Raw genomic sequence first — 23,291 nt, 5'->3', positions numbered from 1 at the left:
CTAAGCAGCTTTTTTATTTTTGCTAAACTATGAACAAACAACCTATTGGCATTTTTGATTCTGGTGTAGGAGGCACCTCCATTTGGAAAGAGATTCACAGGCTTTTACCAAATGAAAACAGTATTTATTTAGCAGACAGTAAAAATGCTCCTTACGGTCCAAAAGGAAAAGAAACTATTACCAACTTAAGCATTAAGAATACAGAACTTTTACTTGAAAAAGGTTGTAAAATAATTGTAGTTGCTTGTAATACGGCCACAACCAACGCTATAGATTTTTTAAGAAATACGTACAAAATACCTTTTATAGGCATAGAGCCTGCCATTAAACCTGCTGCATTACAAACTAAAACCAATGCAATAGGCATTTTAGCTACTCATGGTACGCTTAGTAGCGAGTTATTTTCTAAAACTTCAGACAAGTTTACCAATAATATTACTGTTATTGAACAAGTTGGTAATGGTATTGTTAACTTAATTGAGAGCGGAAAATTATTTTCTAATGAAATGAAGGCTCTTTTAAAAACATACCTAGAACCTATGATACAAGCTAATATTGATTATTTAGTTTTAGGTTGTTCTCATTACCCCTATTTAATGCCAATTTTGTTAGATTTACTACCTAAACATGTAAAAATAATTGATTCTGGTGAAGCCGTTGCAAGACAAACAAAGGCTATTTTAAAACAGTACAATTTGTTAAATACTGAAACATCAAATCCCAATATTGAGTTTTTTACTAACGGGAATCCAGACGTTATTAAACAGCTTTTAAATTCAAATTACAGTATAAATTATCTTGACTTTTAACGATTCTTGCGTTAGCGATTGCAGCAAGTTACCGTGTAACGCGGAAAGCGCGACCCGTAGGGTAACGCCTAAATTTTATTTAAACCAGCTGGAATATTTTATATAATTATTAGCTATTCTATCTATTTCTCCTGAGATTAATTCTTTGCTAATATCTTTTATTTTTTTGGCTGGCACACCTGCATAAATGCTGCCTGCTTCTACTATGGTGTTTTGAGTAAGCACTGCGCCTGCTGCAATAATACTGTTGCTTTCTACCACACAGCCATCCATAATAATACTACCCATACCAATTAATACATTGTCTTTTACTGTACAACCATGTACCAACGCATTATGCCCAATAGATACATTATTGCCAATAATAGTTGGGTGTGTTTTGTATGTACAATGTATAACGGCACCATCTTGTACATTAACCTTATTACCCATTTTAATGTAATTAACATCACCACGTACAACAGCACTAAACCAAACACTACATTGGTTTCCCATTGTTACATTGCCAACTATGGTGGCGTTTGGAGCTACAAAACAATCTTCTGGTATTTGAGGCAATGTGTCTTTTACTGGTAAAATAACTGGCATATTTTTATTGATTAATTTAATTAATAGCTCTTAATTTTGAAAAGTTATGAAGCAACAAATCTATTTAAAATAGGATAATAAATCTGCTTTTTTTGATGCCGAAACCATAATTTCTTTTCCGTTGCTTAGCACTACACTTCCTCCTTTTCCTTTTAAGTATTTAACAACTTCATTTACGTTTACTAAATATGATTTATGCACACGTGCAAAACTGAAGTTATTTAATGCTTGTTCAAAATATTTTAGAGTTTTACTTACTACCTTTTTTTTGTTATTTAACAGATAAATTTCAGTGTAATTATCATCGGCTTTACAAAAAAGAATCTCTGATGTGTTTAAAACCTCAAAGCCATCTAATTGCGGAATGGTTAATTTACCATTAACACCGTTGGTGTTAGGTACTAAAACTTGATTTTGCAGGGCGTTTTCTTTTGTTTTTATCTTGGTCACATAATCTACCGCTTTAATCAGCTCATCTATAGAAATGGGTTTCATTAAATAGTAAGAGGCATGTGCGTTTAAAGCATCTATAGCGTAATGATTGTAAGCTGTAACAAAAACGGTTTCAAAATTTATATCGCCAACTTTGTCTAGTAAATCAAACGCATTACCATAAGGCATTTCTACATCTAAAAACACCAAATCTAAATCATGTTTTCTTATTAATACCAAGGCTTCATCTACATTAGCAGCTTCTCCTAAAATGGATACGTTTGAACAATATTTATTTAGGTAATTTTTTAAAATATCTCTACTGGTTTGCTCGTCTTCTACTATGATGGCGTTTAGTTTCATTTAATCCTTTTTAAGTGTTACAACAACTTTTGTTCCGGTATCTTCGGCTTTTTGATAGTCTGTTACCAAAACATCTACTTTATCTTTATACATTTCATTTAAAATAGACACGCGTTTTTTAATATTACCCATCCCTTTTGAGTTTTGTTTTTGTTGATGTTCTGTTTTTAAAGCTTTAGATTTTTTTCTACCAATACCATCATCTGTAATGCTAATACTAATCTGTTCTGAGGAGGTTTGAGTAATGTTAATTTCTAGATGTCCTTTACTTTTTTTATAGCGTAACCCATGCCACACGGCATTTTCAATGTAAGGTTGCAACAGCATGGGCGGAATTACAAAGTCTTTTATGTTAATGTTTTTGTCTATATTAATGTTATAATCAAACCTATCTTTAAATCTGAAATGCTCTAATTTTGTATATAATTTGAGTAGTTCTATTTCTTTTTCTAAAGGAATAAAATCTTGTTCGCTATTCTCTAAAACTGCTCGCATTAAAAGTGAGAAATCTGACAAATATTTATTTGCTGTACGTTCATCGTTTGAAGCAATAAAACTATTTACAGAGTTTAAAGCATTGAAAATAAAATGAGGATTCATTTGACTACGCAATGATTTTAATGCCAACAAATTATTTGCTAACCGTTGCTGCCTTATGTATTTAAACATTAAAAATGCTGCAATTAAAAGCAATAAAACACCTCCTATAAGTGAATAAATAACCAGCTTTTGGCGTTTACTTTGTTCTGCATTGAGTTGGTATTTAGTGTCTGCCAAAGATTTTTCGCTCTCTAAACTATTTATTCTAGTTTGCTTGCTTATAAGGTCTTTACTAAATTTTGATGCCTGTGCTATTTCTTGTTCTTTTTTAACATATAATTTATCAACCAAATCTACATAGTTTTGATAGGCTACTAAAGCCTTATCAAATTGTCCTGAACTTTCATAAATCTCAGACAACTTTTTGGTGGCATCTTTTTGCACAATTAAATCTTCTTTTTTATCGGCTTCTTCTATACTTTTTTCAAGAAAATTAATAGCATTAGGAATATCATTTTGAAGTGCATAGGCATTACCTATTTTATAGTTTTGCCGTTGTGGGGTTAATGGGCTTTCATTATCAAAAATAGAATCGGTTTGAATATCTTTTATATCTTCTAGAGCTTGTTTTCTAAGTGCAATTTCACTTGAGTAATTTTTACTTTTACTCTGAAAATCTGCTACTTTTATTTTTTCCTCTAATGCTCTTTTTTTGTTTTCCTCACTCGCTAATTTTAATGATTTATTAAAAAATCCTTGCGCACTATCTGTTTCTCCTTTTGCATTATAAACCTCGGCTATTTTAGAGTTTAAATCGGTTATTTTAGGTTTAATTAAATGTTTCTGCGCTATGTTTAACCCTTCTCTATATGCTTTTACAGCATCGTCATAACGGTTAGTTAACTTGTACACATCTCCTAAACCCTCAAATAAAACCACCAACTGATAGTTTGATAATGAGCGTTTATTAATTTGGTTATATAAATCTAAACTTTCTTGATAATTTCTATTTTCTTTATAGGCTACTGCTAGCTTTAATTTTACTTGGTTACTCTGGTTATTCTGTATACTAACTTGGTAATTTGAAGAGGCAAGATCGTATTGTTTCCAGAACATATTAATATCTCCTAAAACCTCATAAGCCTCTGCATTTTCTTTTTTAGAATCACTTAATTTTAAAGCTTCAGTAATAAATCTAATACTTTTTTTAGCATCTTTTTTAAGGTAGGTTTCTGCAGAATCTATATACCAATTAAACTGGGGTTCTTTATTTTTAGAACGCTTGCTAATAAATTTATCTTGTATAGGGTTATCGGGTTCTACTTTAACCAAAATGCGTTCATTGCTTTTAATTATATAGTAAATGGTTTCAAAATCTTTATGCCTAATGGTAAGTTCATCTCCTTTTTTTGCTTGTATTCTAAACTCTCCAAAAATATCGGTTGTGGTATAAGAACCTCCGTTAACTTCAATATTAACATTGGCAATTGGGTCTTGAGAACCGCTTTCAACAACTTTACCTCTTACTGTAAACCTTGGCGAATTTTCATCATTACTAATTTGTCCCAACCCAAAAAACGTGTTGAAAAACAAACAAAAAAACCATATTTGCTTTAAAGCTATGCGCATATGCTACTTTATATTAGATAAACTTACACACTTTAATTGGTTTAATAAAATAGCTAAATTTATTTTTAACGCTTTTTGAGCTTAAAAATCCTTATTTACAAATTAGTAAGAACTATTCACTCATTTAAACCCCCTCTTAACTCATTCTCCTTTTTTTTACAAAAACCTTGGTTCTAGATTTACAGTGTTAATCAAAAAACAAAATCTTATGAAAATTTATTTTAAAACATTTATTTTAAGTTTAACCATGGTAAGTTTTATGGCGTGTAATGCCAAAAATAAAACACCTAAACAAACAGCTTTAGCTAAAACAAACATTGCTAATACAAAACCCAACAAACAATTTATTAAAGTGGCGCTTTTACTAGATACTAGCAATAGTATGGACGGTTTAATAGACCAAGCTAAAGCACAACTTTGGGATATAGTAAACGAGTTATCTTACGCTAAATGTGGCAACAACAAACCAAATTTACAAATTGCTTTATACGAATATGGTAATGACAGACTTAATAGTGACGAGGGTTATATTAGACAAGTTTTAGGTTTTAGTGAAGATTTAGATGACATCTCAAAAGAACTTTTTTCTTTAACTACCAATGGTGGTAATGAGTATTGCGGACAAGTAATTCAAACATCACTAAACCAACTTAATTGGGGTAAAAACCCTGATGATTTAAAACTAATTTTTATTGCAGGAAATGAGCCTTTTACACAAGGAAAAGTTAATTACAAAGATGCATCGGTAAACGCAAAAGAAAAAGATGTTACCATTAATACTATTTTTTGTGGCAATTATAATCAGGGTATTTCTAGCTATTGGAAAGACGGTGCCAAATTAACTAATGGAGATTATATAGCCATAAATCATAACCAAAAAACGGTTCATATAGCTTCACCTTATGATGACGAAATTTTAATTTTGAATAAAAAACTAAATAAAACGTATGTAGCTTATGGTAAACGTGGCGCTTCTAAAATAGCCTTACAAGCAGAACAAGACAGTAATGCTAGTTATTACAGTAAAGCTAATGCTGTTAAAAGAACTATAAGTAAAAGTTCTCATTTATATAAAAACAAATCTTGGGATTTAGTAGATGCTGTTGAAGATAAAGAAGTAACTATAGAAGATTTAAACGATGACGTGCTTCCTGAAGCTCTTAAAGGAAAATCTAAAATTGAAATTGAAACCTATATTGCTGAAAAGAAAAAGGAACGAGAAACCATTCAAAAGAAAATTCAAGAGTTACATACCAAACGAAGAAAACATATATCAATACAAACCCAAAAAAACAATAACGGATTACAAAATGCTATGACAAAAGCTATTAAAGAACAAGCAAAAAAGAAAAAATATACTTGGGATTAAAAAAGAAAGGCTCGTTTTTAATGAGCCTTTTTATATTTAATAATTCACTGCCGGACATTTACAATCATAACGTTCACGCCTACAGCCAAAGTTAAAGCCTAAAGTAAATTGATGAAAACCACCATTAGTATATACCACAGAATTAGTTTGGTGTGTATACGTGTAAGCAAACATAAAATTTTTATAATTTACACCTACAAGCGGCGTTATTTGTTGTAATCTTTGACTATTAATTGTGTTAGAACTAATATATTCCGCTCCATCAAAACTGTTTCTATAAGATAAACCAGCCCAAAGCGTTCCAAAATCCATTTGTTTGTAAACTTTCGCATTTACATCAACCGAAGCTTCTTCTGTAGCATCTCTGTACTGTAACATGACTGAAGGTTCATAGCTCCAAGTACTTCCTAACTTTCCAAAAACGCCTCCTACGGTGAATAAATATCGTCTTAAATTACTAGTAACATTAGGTTCCTTATTAATTCCGTCATTATCTAAAATATTTTTTACAGTTCCATGCGCATAAAAATCTAAAAACTGATAAGAAAACCCAAAATCTATATTAAAATTGGTAGCACTTTGTACAATACCATCAATTGCAGGGTCTGGACCATCAAATAAAAATGATGTTTCATCTAATTTATACTGAATAAATCCAGCGCTTAAACCAAAAGAAAGCATGTTTAAATCTACTTCACTTCTAGAAAACATGAGGTGATGTGCATACGTTACATAAGCACCTGTTTGTGAATGGTATCCGTTTTTATCGCTATAAACAATACCTCCAACAGCAGAAGGTGTTTCTCCAATACGTCCATTAATACTTAAAGTACTTAATCTAGGAGCATCATCATGCCCAAACCATTGTTGTCTGCTAGTTAGCCTAACCTTAGAACAATTTGCTGCTCCAGCCATAGACGGATGTATTAAATAGTAATTATCTGTAAGATAATCAGTATAAATAGGCAAGCCTTCTTGGGAAGTAGCAATAGTGGTAAATAACACTCCTACTACTAGCATTAATATATTTTTTAATCTCATAAACTTTATTACCAAGTAGGTTTGGTGTTATACAAACGTCTTGATTATTAAAAAATTACTTTTTTTAATCTCATTATTTTGAGATACAAATCCAAATATATGATATCTGTAGTTTTCTTTTAGTATTTTTGAAAAAAATTAGCCGAAATGAACACTTTCAAGGTTTCTGTGCAAGAAACATCAAACAACGCCATAGTAAAATTTGAAGTAAATCAATTTATAACAAAACACCAAAGTTTTGAATTTAACAATGTTGATGAAGCAAAACCCTCACCATTAGCACAACAACTGTTCTATTTGCCATTTGTAAAAAAGGTTTATATCTCTGGAAACTTTGTGGCTGTTGAACGTTATGACATTGTTCAATGGACTGATGTACAAGACGAAGTTGCTCAACAAATTGAAGCCTATTTAAATGGTGGAGGCACTGTAATCATTGAAGCCGAAGCTCCAAAAAAAATACCTGTTACAGTTTATGCCGAAGCAACTCCCAACCCATCAGTAATGAAATTTGTTGCTAACAAAAAGATTGTAACTGCTTTATTTGAGTTTACCTCAATTGATGAAGCTAAACTATCTCCACTAGCCACAGAATTATTTCATTTTCCATTTGTAAAGAGCGTTTTTATTGAAGAGAATTACGTATCAATAACCAAATATGATGTATCTGAATGGCAAGATATAACTATTCAACTAAGAGAGTTTATTAAACAATTTATTGAAAGCGGAAAAGAAGTTGTTTTGCCTGAAGCTTCAGAAAAACTACAAAACACCTCAACACAAAAAGATACCCATTTTGAAGCGCTTGATGATACATCAAAAGAAATAGTTAACATTCTTGAAGAATATGTGAAGCCCGCAGTTGCCAGTGATGGAGGTAATATTCAATTTTTATCATACGATGAAACCACTAAAAACGTAAGCGTATTACTGCAAGGCGCTTGTAGTGGTTGCCCTTCTTCAACATTTACTCTTAAAAATGGCATTGAAAACATGCTAAAACAAATGCTTCCAGGAAAAGTAGAAATGGTAGAAGCCATTAACGGATAATTTCTTAACCCTGTGACTTTTAATGTTTTTTTGTATCTTATAAAGACAAACAAAATAAAAACATTAAATAATTAAAACACATTATTATGGCAGTATTAAAAGTAATTGAAGTATTATCAAACTCAGAAAAAAGTTGGGAAGACGCCACAAGAAAGGCTGTTAAACAAGCAGCTAAAAGCGTTAAAAATATACGTTCTGTTTATGTTCAAGATCAAAGTGCAAGTGTAAAAGATAATGACATTACAGAATTTAGAGTAAATCTTAAATTAACTTTTGAAGTTGATTAAAAAAATTTTCTAAATTAAATTAAAATTAAGCGTTCATTTCATGAGCGCTTTTTTATGCCTTATATTTATATGTTTAGTAAAACCATGATACATCATGCAACACCAATATACTAATAGTCTTATAAAAGAAACCAGCCCGTATCTTCTGCAACATGCACACAACCCGGTAAATTGGAAAGCATGGAATAATAAAACACTAGAGGAAGCAAGAAAAACAAAAAAACTAATACTTATTAGTGTGGGGTATTCTGCTTGCCATTGGTGTCATGTTATGGAACACGAAAGTTTTGAAGACAGTTTAGTAGCAGATATTATGAACAAAAACTATATCAATATTAAAGTTGATAGAGAAGAACGACCTGATGTAGACCAAACTTACATGAATGCGGTTCAACTTATGACTGGCAGTGGTGGTTGGCCTTTAAACGTAATTGCTTTACCAGACGGAAGGCCTGTTTGGGGAGGCACTTATTTCCCTAAAGAACAATGGTTAAGCACTTTAGAACAACTAGTTAAACTTTATATTGAAAGCCCAGAAAAACTCTATCAACAGGCTAACAATGTTGAAAAAGGCTTAAAATCTATAAGCATAGTTAAATTAAACACAGATGTACCAAAATTTGAAAGTAGATTTATTGATGTTGCAGTTAAAAAATGGGCTACGCAATTTGATAACAGATACGGTGGATTAAATAGAGCTCCTAAATTTATGATGCCTAATAATTACCATTTTTTATTACGGTATGCTTACCAAAATAACGACCAAAATGTTTTAAATTATGTAAACCTAACACTAACAAAAATGGCTTATGGCGGTGTGTTTGATCAAATAGGAGGTGGGTTTTCAAGGTATTCTGTTGATGACAGATGGCATGTACCTCATTTTGAAAAAATGCTTTATGATAATGGCCAATTAGTTAGTTTATACGCAGATGCTTACCTAGTTACAAAAAACAGCTTATTCAAAAACATTGTTGAAGAAACCCTAAAGTATATAAAAAGAGAAATGACTACCTCTGAAGGTGCCTTTTACTCTGCCCTTGATGCCGATAGCAATGATATTAATGGTGAACTAAAAGAAGGTGCTTTTTATGTTTGGGCTAAAGAAGAATTAAAAGCTATTCTGAAAGAAGATTTCAAATTATTTGCAGATTATTACAATATTAACAATCATGGTCACTGGGAACATGGTAATTATGTGCTTATTAGAAAAGGTGATGATGAAATCATCATTAAAAAGCATCATGTTTCAAATGAAGAGCTTCATAAAAAAACCTCCTATTGGAAAACGTTACTCTTAGAAATTAGAAATAAACGTTCAAAACCAAGATTAGATGACAAAACCCTAACCTCTTGGAATGGACTAATGCTAAAAGGCTATATTGATGCCTACAGGGTGTTTCAAAAACAAGAATATCTAGAAACTGCTCTAAAAAACGCCTCTTTTATTGTAAATAAATTAATAAAAGAAGATGGTGGTCTTTATCACACTTATAAAGAAGGTAAAAGTAAAATAAATGGCTATTTAGAAGATTATGCTTCTGTGATTGAAGCTTTTATTGCTTTATATGAAAACACTTTAGATATTAAATGGCTTAACTTTTCAAGAGATTTATCCAACTACACTTTTGACCATTTTTTTGACAAAAACAGCAACATGTTTTTCTTTACTTCAAATGAAGATGCTTTATTAGTTTCAAAAAATATAGAATATAGAGACAACGTTATTCCTAGTAGCAACTCTATAATGGCTAAAAATCTGTTTAAGTTAGGCCACTATTTTGATAATAAACATTATAGTAAAACCGCAATAACAATGTTAAACAACGTTAAGCCAGAAATTCAAGAGTATGCTTCGGGTTATTCAAACTGGTTAGATTTAATGCTTAATTACACCATCCCTTATTATGAAGTAGCTATTGTTGGCCCTAAAGCAAAACAAAAAATTGAAGAGCTAAACCAAACTTATCTCCCCAATAAACTTATTGCAGGAAGCCTTGTTAAAAGCAATTTGCCCTTACTAATAAACAGGTATAATCCTGATAAAACTCTTATTTATGTATGTATTAACAAGGCTTGTAAACTTCCCCTTTCTGAGGTTAACAAAGCCATAAAAATTTTAAAAGAATGATTTTTATATTAACACTTTTGATTGCCTTTGTAGCTTTAGAACATATTTACTTTTTAATACTAGAAATGTTTTTGTGGACTAAACCCAAAGGCGTAAAAGCGTTTGGATTAAAATCTAAAGCATTTGCAGAGGAAACCAAAGTACTCGCTGCTAATCAGGGGTTGTATAATGGGTTTTTAGCCGCTGGTTTAATTTTCAGCATCATACAAAAAGAAATAAATATTGCCATTTTTTTTCTAATATGTGTGACTATTGCAGGTATTTATGGGTCTTACTCTACAAAGAAAATAAAGCTATTTTATGTTCAGGCAATTCCTGCTATTATTACATTATTAGCTTGCTTTTTATTTAGTTAATTTAACTATTTTTTTATTCATCTAATACTAAAATAAATAACAACATTTTATAATTTTTTAACTTAAACAAAAACAATAGATTATGGATTTAGAAAGATATATTAATATCGCACAAGACTTCATTGTAACATACGGAATTAAAGTTATAGGAGCCATTGTTATATGGATAATTGGTTCTTGGCTAATAAAAAAGGTAAATAATGGCATTGCTAAAGTAATGACCAAACAAAACTATGAAATTAGTTTACAAAAATTCTTGCTTAACCTAATTGGGTGGGGCTTAAAAATTCTTTTATTCTTAGCTATTCTTTCTCAATTAGGAGTTGAAACCACTTCTTTTGCTGCTATTTTAGCTGCTGCTGGTTTAGCTGTTGGTATGGCACTTCAAGGCTCATTAGGTAACTTTGCAGGTGGCGTATTAATAATGATTTTTAAACCTTTTAAGATTGGTGATTTAATAGAAGCTCAAGGAGAAATTGGTGTAGTAAAAGAAATTGAAATTTTTACTACTAAACTAACTGGGTTATCTAATAAAGAAATTATTATTCCTAACGGAACCCTATCAAATGGCAATATTGTTAATTACTCAACAGAAGGTACACGTCGTGTAGATTTGGTTTTTGGTGTTAGCTATGATGCCGATATTAAACAAACTAAAGAGGTAATAATGAATGTTTTAACTTCGCACCCTAAAGTATTAAAAGACCCCGCTCCTGCTGTTACTGTATTAGAATTGGCTGATAGTTCTGTTAATTTTGCAACAAGACCGTGGTGTAAAACAGAAGACTATTGGAGTGTTTACTTTGATGTTACTGAAAACGTAAAAGAAGCTCTTGATAAAGCAGGTATTGAAATTCCTTACCCACATCAAGTTGAAATACATAAAGAAGCTTAAGATTTTGGCTTTAAAGCCACAAAATCTTTTAAATAATATGGTTCAAAATAAGCGACATCTTCGGTGTCGCTTATTTTATATTTATTATTAGCTAAGGCTCCCATTTCATTTGCAGAAGGCAACTTATCTTCAATAAAAACAGCATTAGAATGACTAATAATTTCTTTTGTTTTTTCTACACCGCTACCTATAAAATAAACGTTTCCTTTTTCTAAATATTCATTAAAAGAACTTTTGTCTAAAATCTGCGCTTGGGTTTCTCTTACTTGACAGTGATTAGCGTCATAAATAGCAGAATAGACTTCCTTTCTTCTAGCATCTAACATAGCTACAATTACACCTTCTTTACACTGTACTTGTTGTGCCAAAACATCTAAGGTAGGAACTGAAATTAACGGTTTATTTAAAGCAAAGGCTAAACCTTTTGCCGCTGAAACCCCAATGCGCAACCCAGTATAAGACCCAGGTCCTTTACTAACCGCTATGGCGTTTAAATCATGCTTGCTCACACTTGCTTCTTTTAGAACATCATCAATAAATACATGTAATTTTTCGGCATGTGAATAGCCATTTCTACTGTCTTCTTTTAATGCTATGGTTTTTCCTTCTTTTGAAAGTGCTACCGAACAGTTGGTAGTTGCTGTTTCTATATTAAGTATTAGTGCCAATTTATTCTGTTAATGGTTTTCCCATGTAAAAGTCTAAAACTTTTGTCTTAAAAACAAAATCATATTTAGCATTTATTAAAGAAGATTGGGCATTTATTAATTGTACTCTAGCCTGCTCTAAATCAAAAGCTGTCATTGCTCCAATATCATAACGTTCTTTTGAATTGTTAAATGCTAATTCTTGAGATTCTAATGATTTTTTTGCTGCTACATAAGCTTTTAATGCCGCTTGTGCGTCTGTATAAGCACTTTGAATATTAGATTCTAGAGTTATTTTAGCTTGTTCTAGATCTAACTTTCTACTTTCTTCTGCTATTTTAGATTTAGCAACTGATGTTTTATTTTGAAACCTTGAAAAAATAGGGATTCCCACACTAAGGTTAAAACTGTGCCCTTTGTTATTATCTAATTGTTCTAAAAATGCCGCTTCATTATCTATTAAATTAGAATAAAAGGCGTTGGCGCCAAAACCATAACTAAATGATACACTAGGCAGGTAGCCTGCTTTTGAAATTTCGGTTCCTAATTGTGCTGCCTCTATATTCTTTTCTGCTATTTTAATTTCACTACGGTTTTCTAAGGCAAAATTTAAAATAGGCTCTACATTACTGTATAAAAGAGCTTCTGAAGGCGCATCAACATCAATAATTTTTACATCAAAATTATTAAATGGCACCTGTAGTAATTGCGATAACGATAAAAGCGCTAAATTAAAGTTATTTTCTGCAATGGTAACTTGTTGTGCATCTCTACTTAATGTGGCTTCGGCATCATAAATATTAGCTTTGGGTTGCACTCCTGCATCTACCAAATCTTTCTCCTGTTTTAATTGTTTTTTACTAAACTCATATTGAGCTTGAGCTGTTTCTAAATTTTCTTTATTAAAAAGTACATTTAAATAAGCATTAACTACATTTAAAGAAATATCATCTTTTATTCTACTAAGTTCTAATGCACCTATTTCTGACGATAAATTTGCTTGTTTATAGGTGTTTAAATTTCTGAATCCATTAAAAACGGTTTGAGATACGCTAACTCCAAAACTAGTTGAATTACTGGTTCTATTTGCAAAAATACCCTCTGCCACTAAGCTAGTTCCTAAGCTTAATCCGTTTGAAGCACTAGCACTTACCGATGGTAAAAACTGTCCTTTAGCAGCTACAATATCTTGTTCATTTGAAAGTAAGCTGTTACTGGCTTGCTTAACAGAAATATTGTTTTCTAAGGCATAGGCAACACATTCTTGCAGTGTCCATTGTTTTTGTTGCCCAAAACTTAATACAGTAATTAGCAGCGTAAAAAACGCTATATTATGTTTTTTAAAAGGCATTACTTTTTTAATCGTTTTCATCATTATCTTCTTCTTCGTTATCTTTTGACGCTTTATTCCAAACCTTAATTTTATCACCTTCTTTTACTCCCTCTAGTATTTCTACATTTATTCCATCAGACAAACCAAGTGTTACATTTTGTTTTTTAAATTTGTCATCTCCTTCTAAAATTTCAACAAAAGGTTTTTCAGTAATTCTATTGTACTGTAGTAAGGCTTCTCTAATAGCTAACACACTGTCTTTACTTTCAATATCAATTTCTGCATTGGCACTATAACCAGCTCTAATATTTGTGCTTAATTCTACATCAACATCTGCTTTAATAGTGAATTGTACTGCTCCATTTTCTTCTACACCTTTTGGTGCTACAAAGGTTAATTTTGCAGGAAACTCTTTATCGTTTATAGCGCCAAGAATTACTTTTATTTCTTTTCCTTCTTCTAATTTGCCTACTTCAGATTCATCTACTTTTCCTTCAAAAATCATTAAACTCATATCTGCTACAGTGGCAATGGTTGTACCTGCATTAAAATTATTACTCTGTATAACTTGGTCTCCTTCTCGCACAGGGATTTCTAAAATAGTACCAGATATTTGGGCTATAATATTAGTGTTAGCTGTATTACCTCCAGATAATGACCCCCTTTTTATAATTTGATAGTCGTTTTGAGCTTGAGCCAAAGACTCTTTTGCTTGATTAAATGATAGCTCGCTATTCTCAAAATCTTGTTTTGAAATGACACCTTTATTAAAGAGAACTTTATTTCTTTCGTATAAAGTTTTGGCGTTATCAAAAGATAATTTAGCAGATGCTATTCTACTTTTAGCACTCATTAAACTTTGCTCATTAGGTACCACCCTTATTTTTGCTATTAAATCTCCTTTTTTAACAACATCACCTTCTTCTACAAGAATTTCATCTACAATACCAGAGATTTGAGGTTTTAATTCAATCTCTTCTTCGGGGTTTAGCTTACCTGTTGCCACTGCTTTGGTGTTTATAGAAGTATAAAAAGGTTCTTCTACTTTATATTCTATAACATCTTTAGAATTGGCATCTTTAAAATATTTTAATACCCAAACTAGTAGTAACAATGCTACAATGCCTAAAATAATTTTTACTGTCTTATTCATGCGTTTAAAATTGTTTATTCTTCTCTTAATGCTTCTATTGGTTTTATACTTGTTGCTTTAAAGGCAGGAATTAAGCCTATAAGAGTGCCTAAAATCACCAAAATAATAAGTGATACAAACACAACAATTATTGGTACAGAAGCGTTTACTAAAGCAGCTTCCATTCCTTGCCCATAAAGTTTATCTATTAAAATTAAAATTAGTCCACCTGTTATTATTCCAAAAAAACCGGCCATCATGGTTAGAAACACTGCTTCTAACACAATTTGTCTTTTAATTTCAAATGGTGTTGCCCCTAATGCTCTTCTAACGCCAATTTCTTTAGTGCGCTCTTTAATGGTAATGAGTAATATATTACCAATTGCAAACACACCTGCTATTAGAGTTGCTAAGCCTACAAACCATGTTAAAAATTGCATGCCTGTTAAAAAGCCGGTTACTTTACCAATTTCTTTTCCTGCATTAGCACTACCTAAGGCTCTGTTATCTTTGGGGTGAATATCATTTAAGTTTTTTAATAATAACTTAGCGTCTTGTTCTATTTGTACTATATTATATTCTATTTTTCCTGTTATCATCATCCACCCAATTTTATCTCCTCTATTAAAAATAGTTTGAAATGTGGTAAATGGAATATGCATATCTATTGGTGGCCCCATGTTGATATTAGACGTTTCAAACATGCCAATTACTTTAAAGTTTATGTTGTTTAACTGAACATATTCACCTATGGGGTTTTCGTCTTTTTCAAAAAGTTGCTTATAGATATCTTCTGAGAGTACCACCACTTTTTTCTTATCATCAATATCGTTTTGATTGATAAACCTTCCGTGAATTAGCTTCTTTTTTTCAACTTTATCTAACAACGGGTAATCTCCTGCTACTCTAAAACTACCAGAAAGAAAATTTCTAACAGCAGTAACTTGATTTTGACTTCTAGGAACTACAAACTCAACACCTTCAATATTTTCTTTAATTTTTTCTGTATCAGATAAAGCTAACTGCACTCTTCTACCTTCTTGAAAACCTTTAAACGGTTTGCTTGTACTTTGCCCCCAAATAAATACACTATTTGTTGCAAAATCTCCAAAAAGGCGGTTAAATGAATTTTCTAAACCACGTGCAGAACCTAATAGAACTATTAACAAAAGTATACCCCACCAAACTCCCACCATAGTTAAAATAGACCTTAGTTTATTTTTACTAAAGCTATCAAAAACTTCTTGCCAGGTGTCTCTATCAAATAAAAATCTTAACATGCTAATCATTCCTTAATGCCACAATGGGTTTTATTTTTGATGCTTTTTTAGCTGGGAAATAGCCTGCAATACTTCCGGCCAATATTAAAACTATAGTGGCTCCAATTACTAAGCCTGTGCTTACTCCGGGGTCTTTAATAAAATACGTTTTTAATGTTGGTGTAGCTAAATCTAAAACTCCTACACCTATTAACAAACCTATATATCCTGCTATGGCTGTTATAATAATGCACTCTATTAAAATAATTGAAACAATTGATTTTGGTGTTGCTCCTAAAGCCTTACGAATACCTATTTCTTTAGTGCGTTCTTTAACAATGAAAATCATAATATTACTAATACCTACTATACCAGCTATAAGTGTACCAAAGCCAATTACTAATATGATGGCTCCTAATACAAAATTGAATTGCTCTATATTTTTTGATGCCAACGCCATATTTTGAACCCTAATGGCTCTTTGGTCACTTTTTGCTACATCAAATCTTTCTTTTAAATCTTTGGTTATTTCATTACCAAAAGCAATTGCCTGATTATAATTTAACTTGGGGTTAAAGGTTAAGTGCATAAAATCTATGTAATCATTATTACCATAAATTTGTTGTGCGGTTGATATTGGTGTGTAAATAACATTTTCTTCATTATAACCTTCATCATCTGTAAAAACACCTACTACTTTATATTGGATTCCATTAAGGTTAATGTATTGTCCGATTGGATTGGTTTTTAAGAACAAATCATCTTCTACAACCTTACCAATAACTGCTACCTTTGTTTTATTTATAATATCATTTTGGTTAATGTAACGCCCGTATTTAATTTGATTGTTTTCAATAAACATATATTCAGGGTGTACCGCCCTAACTTGATAACTGTTCTTTTCATTTTTAAAAGAAGCCGTTACGTTTCTGTTTACCTTAGCAGTTATATATTGTATCTTATCATTATATTCATCTAGAATATAATCATAATCTTTATTTTTGAATTGAATACGTCTACCTGCCTGAAGCCCTTTATTAGCTTTACTAGTTCTTCCAGGAAAAATAACTATTGAGTTTGTTGCATCTGTACCAAAGGCTTCTGTAAAAGTGTTATTTAAACCATTAGCTATACCAAATAATATGGTAAATAAAAGTATAGCAAATGCCACTGTAAAACCAGATAGTAGGCTCCTAGTTCTGTTTTTATTAATACTTTGAAATATTTCCCGCCAAAGGTCTAAATCAAACATGTTGGTTGGCTCTTACTTGGGTTACTTTTTTATCTTCCATAATTATACCATCTCTAAGACGAACAATGCGCTTGCACATATTGGCAATATCTTCTTCATGGGTTACCATTAAAATGGTTTTACCTTCATCATTTAATTGTTGGATGAACTCCATTATTTCATAAGATGTTTTAGTATCTAATGCACCCGTGGGCTCATCTGCTAATAGCAGTTTAGGGTTTGCTGCTAATGCTCTAGCTATGGCTACCCGTTGGTTTTGACCACCAGAAAGCTCTTTTGGTAAATGGTGTGCCCAATCTGCCAACCCTACTTTATCTAAATGAAAGAGAGCTAACTCCTGTCTTTCTTTACGTTTCATGCCTTGATAATACAATGGCAATGCTACATTTTCTAGTGCATTCTTGTAATTGATAAGATTAAACGACTGAAAAATAAATCCTAAAAACTTATTTCTATAAACGGCTGCTTTTTTTTCGGTAAGATTTTTTATTGGTAACCCATCTAGTATATATTCTCCAGAATCTGCCTGATCTAACATACCAATTATATTAAGCAATGTAGATTTACCGGAACCAGAAGACCCCATGATTGCTACCATTTCACCTTCTTTAACAAATAAGTTTATTCCTTTTAAAACATGTAATTGAGAATCTCCTATGGGATAGGATTTGTGTAATTCTTTTATTTCTAACATTTGGTTTGATATATACAAGTCTAACCGACTTAAAAATTAGACTATTAACACAAAGAAATGTTACAGAAAAACACTAAAAATTTACATTACTTTTTTAAAGAACCATACTTTCTATAAATAAAAAATATTATGCCACCAACAAGAATATAAGGTATGGCCATTAAATATACTATACCATCATTAATGCCCTCGGCAGCACTTTGAGTTTCCTCACTTTCTAAAACTGCTCTACACATAGCGCATTGAGCTTCTGCATCTAGAAAAAAGATGAAAACAAAAAGAAAAAATAATAGAACACGCTTCATTTTAGTAATATGGTGAAATCATTATATATACCACAACACCAGTAATAGCCACATAAAGCCACAACGGAAATGTAATTTTTGCTATTTTTTTATGCTTTTCTATATTATTTGTAATAGCCCTTACATAGGTGATTAACACAAACGGAATAACTGCTACAGACAAAACAATATGGGTAATAAGAATAAAATAATAAAAATATTTTACAAACCCATCACCACCAAAGTTGGTAGAATTGCTAGTCATATGGTAAGCTACATACATTAGTAAAAAAAGCACTGACAGTATAATGGCAAACTTCATTAAACGCTCATGTAATTTTATTTTTTTCTTTTGAATAGCAATAAATGCCAACACCAAAACCAAGGCGGTTACTGCATTTATACATGCATAAATTGGAGGCAAGAAAACAGGCATTTCATAATCTATTTTAATTCCGAAAAGAGCAGCAACAGCTAATGGAATTACTACTGATAATATAACTATTAGTTTGTTATATTTTTTATCATTGGTTACGTTCTCTAAATTACTCATTAAGTAGTTTTTTTATATCTTCTTTTAAATCGCTTATTTGTTCTCTTTGTCCTTCGTCATTTACTTGTTCTTCTTCAGAGGTTATTCCTTCATAATAAATAATAGGGTTTCCAGAAGCATCTTTTCTAGAGCGAATAAACCCATTTTTATCTATTAAGGCAAAATTACCAGAATGCTCAAAGCCGCCTTCTACATTTTTATTTTCGGCAGCATAAATGTAAAACCCTTCGTTTGCTAATTTATAAATAGCATCTTTTTCTCCCGTTAATAAATTCCAGTTAGAATTTGTGATACCATAGGCATTGGCATATGCTTTAAGAACTTCGGGTGTGTCGTGTTCTGGATTTATGGTGAATGAGGCCACCCCGAAATTTTCAAAGTCTTTAAATTCATTTTGAATTTTTACCAGATTCTGATTCATTCTAGGGCAAATTGTTGGACAAGTTGTAAAAAAGAATTCTATAACATATACTTTACCTTCATAGTCTTTATTGGTAATTGTTTTCCCATCTTGATTGGTAAAACTGAATTCTGGCACTTTTTTATTGCCATTTACCCCTGGTATAAAAACTAAATCTGATGCTTTTGTGTTTTTTTCATTAGCATAATCAGTTCTACTTTCTTGCCTAGTTATATCACCTTCTTTAATTCTATCTACAATTTTAGGAACAAATATGATTCCAAAAACTAGAATAATAAAGGCAATGCCTACGTATGAATAGTTTGTTTTTTTACTCATTTTATCAATTAATTTTTTCCGCTTTTAAATCGTTAGCACGTCTAATATCAGAATTGAATTCTCCTTTTCGTTTCTGTCTGTATTCTGTGAATAGAATACGCATATCTTCACTCATTTTATTTTTTATGGTTGCTACTTCAATACAGTTATAGGCATTTAATCCATAAATTGGTTTGTTTTTTTCTAATTCATTATCAGTTCTATCGTCAATTCGTCCACGTTGATTCAATTCTTTATCAATTATAAAAACATCATTAGTTGCTAGAGTAGTATCTAAAGAGGAATTCGATTTTAAACTTCTATATAGTTTATGGATAGCTTCTGGTTCTCCATACACAAAATGCCAGAATTTTAAATCTTCATACTGACTTATTTCTTGCTTTAATTTTTCGGCTATTTCTTCGGAGCCTCTGGGAACTGCTATTACTATTTGAAATTTTTTAAAACCTTTAAACTTATCATATACCAATTCCTTTAAATTTGAAGCTGTTGTAGAATGATTCATAGGATTATCTCCTAAAAACCCTAAAACTGTTATATGGTTTTTAAGTACAACTGGTTCCCCGTTATTAACTGAAAATTGTTTTAATTCTAAAACATTCTCCTTAACTATATCTAACGGATTGTAATTATGAGTAGCTGGATATAACATTAACAAAAAAGTTACAGGTAGGAAGAATAAAACTCCTAAAACAACATATCGGCCAACTTTCTTTAAATCCATTTTGTTTTTACTGTAAATAAATTACACAAAAATAAAAAAGGTGGTTCTTATAAACCACCTTCTTAACTTATATTTTAGTATTTAATTGCTTAATTAAAAATCTCTTTTAATATATCCATCTCTGTATACATCAAAAATATAGCTACCTTCTTGTAACAAGATAAAAATTAAATAAAGTATTAAGAAAATGCTTGTCCATACAACAGCGCGTCTTAAACCTTTTGTTTCATCGCGCATGTGCATAAAATCCCATGTAATATAATAAGCTTTTACTATGGTAAGAATGATGAATATCCAGTTTAAAAGTTTCATTCCTAAAACTTTGGCCATAGACCATTCTGGTTTTACAATTCCTAAACCAACTTCTATTGCTGTTACAACAGATAATAAAATTAGCACTCCCCAAATTTTTTGGGTATTGCTTTTAAATTTTATTAATCCTTTTAATATTGCTAAATTATGTGCGTGTGCCATTTTTATTTAAATCTTATTTTGATGAATTAAACTAGGTAGAAGAATGTAAATACAAATACCCAAACTAAATCTACAAAGTGCCAGTATAACCCCACTTTTTCAACCATTTCGTAACTCTTACGTCTTTCGTAAGTTCCCAATACCACATTAAAGAAAATTATAATATTGATAACCACACCTGAAAACACGTGGAATCCGTGAAAACCAGTAATAAAGAAAAAGAAATCTGCAAATAATGGCGAGCCATATTCATTAACATGAAGATTGGCACCTTCAACAACTGCTACACCATTAGTTTTAATTTGTTTTAAAGACTCTGCTCTAGACAACACCGTTTTTTGGCCTTCTTCATTTAATATTTGTGTTCTTACTAATATATTATCATTAGCTTCTAAACCGTGAATTACTTCTTCAATAGTATAGGTTGGTAATGCTTCTTCAGAAACAAACCATAAACCGTTCTTTCTTTCTTGCTGAGTTCTTTCGGCGTGTGTATCTGCTATGGCAAAATCTCTTAGAGCAACTCTATGCCCTTCTGTATCTACAAATTGTAAAATATTACCTCCCTTTGTTTGAATTGCTCCATAATCTCCTTTAATAAAAGTAGCCCATTCCCAAGCCTGAGAACCAACGAAAATTAAACCACCAATGATGGTTAAAAACATATATAAAGTAACTTTAGCTTTATTTAAATGATGACCAGCATCTACCGCTAAAACCATAGTTACCGATGACATAATAAGCACGAAGGTCATAAATGCTACATATATCATTGGTAATTCTTGACCATGCAGAAATGGTACGTGCGTAAACACTTCATCTGCAATTGGCCATGAATCTATAAACTTGAATCTAGAAAATCCGTAGGCTGCTAAAAAGCCCGAAAAAGTTAAAGCATCTGAAACGATGAAAAACCACATCATCATTTTACCGTAACTTGCTTTTAACGGTTCATTACCGCCTGCCCAAGTTTTTCCTTCTGCTTCAGCATTTACAACTGTAGTACTCATATATAATGGTTGTTATTTAAAAGTTGCACAAAAATAATCATTTTATTTATCTAACGAAATATAACCTTTAAATTTTAAACAATGATAAATATCAGTTTCTGAAATTTATAAAAACACGTAAATATTTCTATTAAAATATTAATATGCTATCTTACAAAATAGAGGAATAAAAAGAGATAAACCCACAGAATATCTATAAAATGCCAAAAGGTAGCCGCTAATTCAAACCCAAGTGAATTTTGTGCATCATACTTTTGTTTAAAATGATTATAAATTACCACTAACAAACAAATTAAACCTGCAATAACATGTAAAATATGCACAATGGCTATTAAATATATGTAAGACATGGTTACATTACTGGTTGGCCCAGTAAAATTATAACCCAAATCTATGATTTGTTGAAATCCTCTAAACTGAAAAATTATAAAGGTAATTCCTAAAGCAAGTGTTACTAACAACCAAAGCGTTGTACTTTGTTTGTTATTTTGCTTTAAAGCTTTTTTAGCCATTATAAAAGCTAAACTACTTATTACAATTATAATGGTACTAATAATAAAGGCGTCTGGTAAAACAAAATCTTTTAACCAATCTGGTCTGGAACTACTTACAATAAAAGCACTTGTCCACCCCATGAATGACATTATTAATGAAATGATACCAAACCAAAGCATCATTTTTTTGGCTCTCGCCTTTTTTTCTATTGGTGTTCCTTGGGTTAAATCCATAGTTATGTTAAAAATTTATCTACTACGTACACTATTTGAATGAGTGTAATATATAATACGCTAGCAAGCATTAACTGTCTTGCAGCTTTTGCGGTCATTTCTTTAAATAATCTAATTGCAAAATTTAGCATTACTAAACCAAGTATAAAAACTATTATAGCAGCAACAACAGATAAGTGTAATTTACCTGTAAACCCAAATACTGGGATAATAGACACTATAATAGTCCAGATAGTATACATAATAGTTTGTACTGCAGTACCTTTATCTCTCTTACCTGTTGGAAGCATTTTAAATCCTGCTTTTTCGTAATCATCATACAAAAACCAACCTATAGCCCAAAAGTGTGGAAATTGCCAAAAAAACTGTAAAGCAAAAAGCGTACCTGGTTCAATACCAAAATTATTTGTTGCTGCTACCCAACCTAACATAAAAGGAATAGCTCCTGGTATAGCTCCAACAAAAACTGCTATTGGCGTCATTGTTTTAAGTGGTGTGTATACACAAGCGTATAAAAATATAGATATAGCACCAAACATTGCTGTTTGCTTATTAATGGTGTATAGAATAATAATCCCTAAAAGCGTAAAAATTGAAGAAATAATAAAGGCTGAAGTAACAGATATTCTTCCTGCAGGAATAGGCCTATTTTTAGTTCTCTTCATTAAGGCATCTAAATCTTTTTCTATTATTTGATTAAACCCGTTTGAAGCACCTACCATAAAATAACCTCCTAAGGCTAATAAAATAAGTGTTTTAACATCTATAGTTTCAACACCCAACAAATAACCTGCAAGCGAAGAAAATACTACACTTAATGACAAGCGCATTTTAGTGATTTCTTTGAAATCTGAAATTATTGAAGGGGTTGCTGCTGAAGATTTAGACCTAGCCAATGCTCTATTGTGTTTTGCGAGTGCAAAGATACTCTATTAAAGTATTTTAGCAATAGGTTTGTTAGCAAAATAAGAT

Annotated in this window: 25 protein-coding genes; 7 read left to right on the top strand and 18 right to left on the bottom strand. The window is 31.3% G+C overall.

The annotated features are described in order from the left end of the window. The first annotated feature begins 29 nt into the window (after positions 1-29). A complete protein-coding gene (gene murI / locus J1D01_RS02275) occupies positions 30-809 on the top strand; it encodes a glutamate racemase (RefSeq protein ID WP_421149675.1) in 780 nt (259 codons plus the stop codon). Between the two features lie 75 nt (positions 810-884). Here murI and J1D01_RS02270 read toward each other — a convergent pair whose 3' ends face one another. From J1D01_RS02270 to J1D01_RS02260, 3 genes are read right to left on the bottom strand one after another with little or no spacing between them, the layout of a single operon-like run. After that, positions 885-1,397, bottom strand: a complete 513-nt coding sequence (locus J1D01_RS02270; RefSeq protein WP_372935887.1) for a gamma carbonic anhydrase family protein — start codon at positions 1,395-1,397, stop codon at positions 885-887. 60 nt (positions 1,398-1,457) lie between these two features. Next, the gene (locus J1D01_RS02265; RefSeq protein WP_421149674.1) at positions 1,458-2,192 is read right to left on the bottom strand and encodes a LytR/AlgR family response regulator transcription factor; all 735 of its coding nucleotides are present in this window, start codon (positions 2,190-2,192) and stop codon (positions 1,458-1,460) included. Beyond that, positions 2,193-4,361 carry a histidine kinase gene (locus tag J1D01_RS02260; RefSeq protein WP_421149673.1) on the bottom strand — a complete coding sequence of 723 codons (2,169 nt, stop codon included), beginning with the start codon at positions 4,359-4,361 and terminating at the stop codon, positions 2,193-2,195. Positions 4,362-4,569: 208 nt separating this feature from the next. Here J1D01_RS02260 and J1D01_RS02255 point away from each other — a divergent pair, with 208 nt between their 5' ends. Further along, on the top strand, positions 4,570-5,730 hold the full coding sequence (locus J1D01_RS02255; RefSeq protein ID WP_372935881.1) for a vWA domain-containing protein: 1,161 nt from the start codon (positions 4,570-4,572) through the stop codon (positions 5,728-5,730). Positions 5,731-5,766: 36 nt separating this feature from the next. Here the strand turns inward: J1D01_RS02255 and J1D01_RS02250 are convergent, their stop codons facing one another. Further along, entirely contained in the window at positions 5,767-6,771 is a 1,005-nt protein-coding gene (locus J1D01_RS02250) for a PorP/SprF family type IX secretion system membrane protein (protein ID WP_372935879.1), read from the bottom strand. Positions 6,772-6,918: 147 nt separating this feature from the next. Here J1D01_RS02250 and J1D01_RS02245 point away from each other — a divergent pair, with 147 nt between their 5' ends. The 5 genes from J1D01_RS02245 to J1D01_RS02225 all read left to right on the top strand — a co-directional run bounded on the left by J1D01_RS02245 (position 6,919) and on the right by J1D01_RS02225 (position 11,490). Beyond that, the gene (locus tag J1D01_RS02245; protein WP_421149672.1) at positions 6,919-7,821 is read left to right on the top strand and encodes a NifU family protein; all 903 of its coding nucleotides are present in this window, start codon (positions 6,919-6,921) and stop codon (positions 7,819-7,821) included. An 86-nt stretch (positions 7,822-7,907) separates the two neighbouring features. After that, entirely contained in the window at positions 7,908-8,108 is a 201-nt protein-coding gene (locus tag J1D01_RS02240; RefSeq protein WP_076699320.1) for a dodecin family protein, read from the top strand. Between the two features lie 94 nt (positions 8,109-8,202). Beyond that, on the top strand, positions 8,203-10,239 hold the full coding sequence (locus J1D01_RS02235) for a thioredoxin domain-containing protein (RefSeq protein ID WP_421149671.1): 2,037 nt from the start codon (positions 8,203-8,205) through the stop codon (positions 10,237-10,239). Further along, entirely contained in the window at positions 10,236-10,595 is a 360-nt protein-coding gene (locus J1D01_RS02230) for a DUF1304 domain-containing protein (protein WP_421149670.1), read from the top strand. The genes J1D01_RS02235 and J1D01_RS02230 overlap by 4 nt, the downstream gene beginning before the upstream one ends. 82 nt (positions 10,596-10,677) lie before the next feature. Beyond that, positions 10,678-11,490 carry a mechanosensitive ion channel family protein gene (locus J1D01_RS02225; RefSeq protein WP_372937893.1) on the top strand — a complete coding sequence of 271 codons (813 nt, stop codon included), beginning with the start codon at positions 10,678-10,680 and terminating at the stop codon, positions 11,488-11,490. Here the strand turns inward: J1D01_RS02225 and tsaB are convergent. The 14 genes from tsaB to cyoE form a co-directional block, all read right to left on the bottom strand. Beyond that, on the bottom strand, positions 11,487-12,158 hold the full coding sequence (gene tsaB, locus J1D01_RS02220) for a tRNA (adenosine(37)-N6)-threonylcarbamoyltransferase complex dimerization subunit type 1 TsaB (RefSeq protein ID WP_421149669.1): 672 nt from the start codon (positions 12,156-12,158) through the stop codon (positions 11,487-11,489). The genes J1D01_RS02225 and tsaB overlap by 4 nt on opposite strands. 1 nt (position 12,159) lies before the next feature. Then, a complete protein-coding gene (locus tag J1D01_RS02215) occupies positions 12,160-13,509 on the bottom strand; it encodes a TolC family protein (protein ID WP_421149668.1) in 1,350 nt (449 codons plus the stop codon). Next, complete coding sequence (locus J1D01_RS02210; protein ID WP_372937896.1) at positions 13,496-14,623, bottom strand: efflux RND transporter periplasmic adaptor subunit; 1,128 nt, start codon at positions 14,621-14,623, stop codon at positions 13,496-13,498. The genes J1D01_RS02215 and J1D01_RS02210 overlap by 14 nt, the downstream gene beginning before the upstream one ends. A 14-nt stretch (positions 14,624-14,637) precedes the next feature. Then, entirely contained in the window at positions 14,638-15,882 is a 1,245-nt protein-coding gene (locus J1D01_RS02205; protein ID WP_421149667.1) for an ABC transporter permease, read from the bottom strand. Position 15,883: 1 nt separating this feature from the next. Further along, the gene (locus J1D01_RS02200) at positions 15,884-17,113 is read right to left on the bottom strand and encodes an ABC transporter permease (protein ID WP_421149666.1); all 1,230 of its coding nucleotides are present in this window, start codon (positions 17,111-17,113) and stop codon (positions 15,884-15,886) included. Then, positions 17,106-17,807 carry an ABC transporter ATP-binding protein gene (locus tag J1D01_RS02195; protein WP_421149665.1) on the bottom strand — a complete coding sequence of 234 codons (702 nt, stop codon included), beginning with the start codon at positions 17,805-17,807 and terminating at the stop codon, positions 17,106-17,108. Before J1D01_RS02195 ends, J1D01_RS02200 begins: the two co-directional genes overlap by 8 nt. Positions 17,808-17,893: 86 nt before the next feature. Continuing rightward, positions 17,894-18,112 (bottom strand): hypothetical protein, encoded by a 219-nt coding sequence (locus tag J1D01_RS02190; RefSeq protein ID WP_421149664.1) that lies wholly within the window; start codon positions 18,110-18,112, stop codon positions 17,894-17,896. Position 18,113: 1 nt separating this feature from the next. After that, entirely contained in the window at positions 18,114-18,644 is a 531-nt protein-coding gene (locus J1D01_RS02185) for a DUF420 domain-containing protein (RefSeq protein ID WP_421149663.1), read from the bottom strand. Continuing rightward, complete coding sequence (locus J1D01_RS02180) at positions 18,637-19,383, bottom strand: SCO family protein (RefSeq protein WP_372937512.1); 747 nt, start codon at positions 19,381-19,383, stop codon at positions 18,637-18,639. The genes J1D01_RS02185 and J1D01_RS02180 overlap by 8 nt, the downstream gene beginning before the upstream one ends. A gap of 4 nt (positions 19,384-19,387) precedes the next feature. Continuing rightward, complete coding sequence (locus J1D01_RS02175) at positions 19,388-20,107, bottom strand: hypothetical protein (protein ID WP_372937513.1); 720 nt, start codon at positions 20,105-20,107, stop codon at positions 19,388-19,390. Positions 20,108-20,200: 93 nt separating this feature from the next. Further along, positions 20,201-20,581 carry a cytochrome C oxidase subunit IV family protein gene (locus J1D01_RS02170; protein ID WP_372937514.1) on the bottom strand — a complete coding sequence of 127 codons (381 nt, stop codon included), beginning with the start codon at positions 20,579-20,581 and terminating at the stop codon, positions 20,201-20,203. A gap of 26 nt (positions 20,582-20,607) precedes the next feature. Further along, entirely contained in the window at positions 20,608-21,591 is a 984-nt protein-coding gene (locus J1D01_RS02165) for a cytochrome c oxidase subunit 3 (protein ID WP_421149662.1), read from the bottom strand. A 146-nt stretch (positions 21,592-21,737) separates the two neighbouring features. Beyond that, on the bottom strand, positions 21,738-22,319 hold the full coding sequence (locus J1D01_RS02160; protein ID WP_372937516.1) for a cytochrome c oxidase subunit 3: 582 nt from the start codon (positions 22,317-22,319) through the stop codon (positions 21,738-21,740). A 2-nt stretch (positions 22,320-22,321) separates the two neighbouring features. Next, the gene (gene cyoE, locus J1D01_RS02155; protein WP_372937517.1) at positions 22,322-23,215 is read right to left on the bottom strand and encodes a heme o synthase; all 894 of its coding nucleotides are present in this window, start codon (positions 23,213-23,215) and stop codon (positions 22,322-22,324) included. Positions 23,216-23,291: the final 76 nt, after the last annotated feature.

Origin of the sequence: Seonamhaeicola sp. NFXS20 (assembly GCF_049132085.1) — a bacterium.
GTDB lineage: Bacteria > Bacteroidota > Bacteroidia > Flavobacteriales > Flavobacteriaceae > Seonamhaeicola.
The sequence above is the reverse complement of the archived record's forward strand: the minus strand, read 5'-3'. Positions and strand labels throughout refer to the sequence as shown.

Coding starts and splice junctions, on each gene's coding strand:
- J1D01_RS02210 (WP_372937896.1), bottom strand. CDS start 14,623: ATGAATAAGACAGTAAAAATTATTTTAGGCATTGTAGCATTGTTACTA.
- J1D01_RS02270 (WP_372935887.1), bottom strand. CDS start 1,397: ATGCCAGTTATTTTACCAGTAAAAGACACATTGCCTCAAATACCAGAA.
- J1D01_RS02190 (WP_421149664.1), bottom strand. CDS start 18,112: ATGAAGCGTGTTCTATTATTTTTTCTTTTTGTTTTCATCTTTTTTCTA.
- J1D01_RS02240 (WP_076699320.1), top strand. CDS start 7,908: ATGGCAGTATTAAAAGTAATTGAAGTATTATCAAACTCAGAAAAAAGT.
- J1D01_RS02230 (WP_421149670.1), top strand. CDS start 10,236: ATGATTTTTATATTAACACTTTTGATTGCCTTTGTAGCTTTAGAACAT.
- J1D01_RS02250 (WP_372935879.1), bottom strand. CDS start 6,771: ATGAGATTAAAAAATATATTAATGCTAGTAGTAGGAGTGTTATTTACC.
- J1D01_RS02235 (WP_421149671.1), top strand. CDS start 8,203: ATGCAACACCAATATACTAATAGTCTTATAAAAGAAACCAGCCCGTAT.
- J1D01_RS02165 (WP_421149662.1), bottom strand. CDS start 21,591: ATGAGTACTACAGTTGTAAATGCTGAAGCAGAAGGAAAAACTTGGGCA.
- J1D01_RS02260 (WP_421149673.1), bottom strand. CDS start 4,361: ATGCGCATAGCTTTAAAGCAAATATGGTTTTTTTGTTTGTTTTTCAAC.
- J1D01_RS02160 (WP_372937516.1), bottom strand. CDS start 22,319: ATGGATTTAACCCAAGGAACACCAATAGAAAAAAAGGCGAGAGCCAAA.
- J1D01_RS02215 (WP_421149668.1), bottom strand. CDS start 13,509: ATGAAAACGATTAAAAAAGTAATGCCTTTTAAAAAACATAATATAGCG.
- J1D01_RS02255 (WP_372935881.1), top strand. CDS start 4,570: ATGAAAATTTATTTTAAAACATTTATTTTAAGTTTAACCATGGTAAGT.
- J1D01_RS02195 (WP_421149665.1), bottom strand. CDS start 17,807: ATGTTAGAAATAAAAGAATTACACAAATCCTATCCCATAGGAGATTCT.
- J1D01_RS02170 (WP_372937514.1), bottom strand. CDS start 20,581: ATGGCACACGCACATAATTTAGCAATATTAAAAGGATTAATAAAATTT.
- J1D01_RS02200 (WP_421149666.1), bottom strand. CDS start 17,113: ATGTTTGATTTAGACCTTTGGCGGGAAATATTTCAAAGTATTAATAAA.
- murI (WP_421149675.1), top strand. CDS start 30: ATGAACAAACAACCTATTGGCATTTTTGATTCTGGTGTAGGAGGCACC.
- J1D01_RS02225 (WP_372937893.1), top strand. CDS start 10,678: ATGGATTTAGAAAGATATATTAATATCGCACAAGACTTCATTGTAACA.
- J1D01_RS02265 (WP_421149674.1), bottom strand. CDS start 2,192: ATGAAACTAAACGCCATCATAGTAGAAGACGAGCAAACCAGTAGAGAT.
- J1D01_RS02205 (WP_421149667.1), bottom strand. CDS start 15,882: ATGTTAAGATTTTTATTTGATAGAGACACCTGGCAAGAAGTTTTTGAT.
- J1D01_RS02185 (WP_421149663.1), bottom strand. CDS start 18,644: ATGAGTAATTTAGAGAACGTAACCAATGATAAAAAATATAACAAACTA.
- J1D01_RS02175 (WP_372937513.1), bottom strand. CDS start 20,107: ATGGATTTAAAGAAAGTTGGCCGATATGTTGTTTTAGGAGTTTTATTC.
- J1D01_RS02245 (WP_421149672.1), top strand. CDS start 6,919: ATGAACACTTTCAAGGTTTCTGTGCAAGAAACATCAAACAACGCCATA.
- J1D01_RS02180 (WP_372937512.1), bottom strand. CDS start 19,383: ATGAGTAAAAAAACAAACTATTCATACGTAGGCATTGCCTTTATTATT.